The sequence below is a fragment of the Sphingomonas sp. Ag1 genome (assembly GCF_000980895.1).
GTDB classification, from domain to species: domain Bacteria; phylum Pseudomonadota; class Alphaproteobacteria; order Sphingomonadales; family Sphingomonadaceae; genus Sphingomonas; species Sphingomonas panaciterrae.
On the sequence record NZ_LAZX01000036.1, the window covers coordinates 1 to 3,065 of the forward strand.

A 3,065-nucleotide genomic window follows, 5' to 3' on the forward strand; every position below is an offset into this window, starting at 1 on the left:
CGCCAGCATCGGCACGATGACGAAGAAGCGGCCGAACCACATCGCGAGCCCAAGCAGCCCGTTGTAATAGGGCGTGTTGGCGGTCAGACCTGCGAAGGCGGAGCCATTGTTGCCCACGGCGCTGGTGAAGGCATAGAGGATCTCCGAAAAGCCGTGCGGCCCCTTGTTGAGCGGACCGGCCAGCCCTTGGGGGAGAACCGACGACAGCGAGGTGAGACCAAGGATGACGAGCGGCAGCACCGCGATCGCCAGCACAGCGAGCTTCACCTCCCGCGCCTCGATCTTCTTGCCGACATATTCCGGCGTACGGCCCACCATCAGCCCGGCGACAAAGACCGCGAGGATGGCGAAGAGCAGGAAGCCGTAGATGCCCGCACCCACGCCGCCGATCACGACCTCGCCAAGCTGCATGTTGAACAGCGGGATCATGCCGCCGAGCGGGGTGAAGCTGTCGTGCATGCTGTTGACCGCACCGCACGAGGCGGCGGTCGTGACGACCGAGAAGAGCGCGCTGGCGGCGATGCCGAAGCGAACCTCCTTGCCCTCCATGTTGCCGCCAGCGACACCCAGTTGGTGCAGGATCGGGTTGCCCGCAGCCTCCTGCCAGTAGGTGACGGTGACGCCGGCGAGGAACAGGATCACCATCGTCGACAGGATCGCCCAGCCCTGCCGTGTGTTGCCCACCGCCTTGCCGAACGTCCAGGTGAGGCCGAAGCCGATCAGGAAGATCGACAGCATCTGGACGAGGTTGGTCAGCGCGGTCGGATTTTCGAATGGATGCGCCGAATTCGCGTTGAAGAAGCCGCCACCATTGGTGCCGAGCATCTTGATCGCCTCTTGCGACGCGACCGGACCGAGCAGGATCGATTGGCGGACACCTTCCAGGGTGTTCACGTCAACCGCGCCCGCGATCGTCTGCGGCACGCCCGAGGCGATTAGGAAGATCGTGTAAACAACGCAGATCGGCAGCAGCAAGTAGAGCGTGACGCGCGTCACATCGGCCCAGAAGTTGCCGATTGCCTTTGCCTCCCGTCGCGCAAAACCGCGGAACAATGCAAAGGCCAGAGAGATGCCTGTCGCGGCCGACAGGAAATTGTGGATCGTCAGCCCCAGCATCTGGCTGAGGTTCGACATCGTGCTTTCACCACCATAGCTTTGCCAGTTGGTGTTGGTGGTGAAGCTGATCGCAGTGTTGAACGCGAGATCCGGTGACAGCCCGGCGAGCCCTTGCGGGTTGCCCGGCAGCACACCCTGCAACCGCAGCACCGCATAGGTCAGAATCAAGAGCGCGACGTTGAACAGCAGCATGTGGACCGCGTAGCGGCGCCAGCCCTGCTCTTGCGTCGGATCGACGCCCGAGGCCTTGTAGAAGCCGCGTTCCACGGGGCCGAGCACGACATGGAGCGGCGTGCGCCGCCCTTCATAGAGTGCGTGGAGCCACAGCCCCGCGGGTTTGGTGAGCGCCAGCAGTATGCCGACGAACAGGAGGATCAGGAACCAGCCCTGGAATGTCATGGAGCCGCCCCTTTCAGAAGCGCTCGGGGCGGATCAGCACCGCCACGAGATAGACGAGAAGGCCGGCCGCGGTCAGCGCCGCCAGCCAGAGATCGAGCGTCATCGCGTGAACTCCCTCAAGCGTTGTCGCACAGGCGGGCGTAGGGGAGCGTGAGCGCGACCAGCCCGATGATGATCGCGATCCAGAGCAGGTCCTGCATCGGTTTCCTCCAATGATCAGAAGGCTGCCGTCAGCGACACCACGACGGTGCCGCCGGCGATGTTGCCGGTGCCGTCCTGGCCCTTGCTGAAGCTGGGGCGGAGATAGGCAGCCTCGCGGCTGGAGATGTCGGTGTCGACGTAGCTGACATTGAAGGTCAGGCTCTGCCACGTGACATCGGCACCCAGCGACCAGTCCCAGTACCGCCCGGTAGGCGAAACCGCGGTCGCATTCGGACCAAGGCCGTTCTGACCCCAGCTGTGCCCGACATGCGCCTTGGCAGTAATCGGCGTGCCAACCAGCGGCAGCGCACCGTCACCCCACAGATAGAGGTTGTCGTCCTTTGCACCAGGATTGTTGTAGGCTCCGTTCGCAGCATCAGTGCCCGCATTGTACCACTTGCCGAGCGCCTGTTGCTTGGGCGCATAGGCGATGCCGGCGGTGAGCGTGGCGGCGCCGGCCGTGCCGGTCAGCTTGGCATAAGGCTCGGCAAAGTCGGTCTTGTCCGCACCGCCTGGGTACATGTACCAGGTCAGTCCGACGTCGAGGGTAACGTTGTCGGCAAGCGTCGCCTTGTACCCCCCGATCAGGTCGAGTTCCATGTTGGCGCCGCCGAACGTGCCCCAGCCAGCCAGGTTCGACGCCCAGGTCCCGATATAGAAACCGCTGTCGCGCGCGACGGTGATGCCGCCCTGGACAGCCATTTCCCGGTCGGATTGGGATACACCGCGGAAGCGATAGTCGGACGTGACCGACACCGAGCCGCTGACGGTGATCGCGGGCGGTGGAGCGGTGTCGGCTGCGGCTCCTGCCTTGTCATTGGCCGTGGACTGCGCCTGCGCCGCCAACGGCAGCGCCGATAGGCAGGCGGTTGCGGCAATGAAATGGACCTTCATTATGCACCCCTTCGAGCGGCCTTCCGTCGGATGACGGCGCCTTCAGGGACGTGCGATTAGGCGCACGTTGCGTATGAATTCGAGAGCGATTCCCGCAATTCACATAGTGTTCGCATATAGATGTCGTTTTTAGAGCTGCCGGCACTCGCGGCAGTGAAGTGATCCTAGGTCAGGATCTGGTGATGTGAGTGTCGCGATCTGATTCAGGCTCCGCCAGGAGACCGGAATGGGCGACCTGTTTTGGCTAACGGGTGAGAAGATCGAGCGACTGCGACCCTTCTTTCCCAAGAGCCACGGCAAGTCTCGGGTGGATGAACGACGCGTGTTGAGCGGCGTCGTCGTCGTCAACCGCAAGTGGGCTGCGCTGACGAGGTGGGGCGAGCGCGGCGTGTTCACGCAAATGATGCAGGGGCTGGCTGCAGTGGGTGCCGAGCTGACGTGATGGGTTGGACGGC

3 protein-coding genes and 1 pseudogene are annotated in these 3,065 nt (G+C 63.6%); 1 reads left to right on the top strand and 3 read right to left on the bottom strand.

What is annotated here, in order from left to right; genetic code table 11:
• The 3 genes from kdpA to XM50_RS00375 form a co-directional block, all read right to left on the bottom strand.
• The coding region (kdpA, locus tag XM50_RS00365) for a potassium-transporting ATPase subunit KdpA (protein ID WP_046406408.1) at positions 1 to 1,515 on the bottom strand (1,515 nt) is incomplete at its 3' end.
• A 13-nt stretch (positions 1,516 to 1,528) separates the two neighbouring features.
• Positions 1,529 to 1,618: a K(+)-transporting ATPase subunit F gene (gene kdpF, locus XM50_RS00370; RefSeq protein WP_046406410.1), complete on the bottom strand. Its 90-nt coding sequence runs from the start codon at positions 1,616 to 1,618 to the stop codon at positions 1,529 to 1,531.
• Between the two features lie 113 nt (positions 1,619 to 1,731).
• On the bottom strand, positions 1,732 to 2,610 hold the full coding sequence (locus XM50_RS00375; RefSeq protein ID WP_052742291.1) for a TorF family putative porin: 879 nt from the start codon (positions 2,608 to 2,610) through the stop codon (positions 1,732 to 1,734).
• Between the two features lie 226 nt (positions 2,611 to 2,836).
• Here XM50_RS00375 and XM50_RS20645 point away from each other — a divergent pair.
• Positions 2,837 to 3,031: pseudogene (locus XM50_RS20645) on the top strand (IS5 family transposase); the annotation flags it as partial.
• Positions 3,032 to 3,065: the final 34 nt, after the last annotated feature.

Excerpts from the sequence above, each read along its gene's own strand:
- kdpF (WP_046406410.1), bottom strand. The coding sequence starts at position 1,618 with ATGACGCTCGATCTCTGGCTGGCGGCGCTGACCGCGGCCGGCCTTCTC.
- XM50_RS00375 (WP_052742291.1), bottom strand. The coding sequence starts at position 2,610 with ATGAAGGTCCATTTCATTGCCGCAACCGCCTGCCTATCGGCGCTGCCG.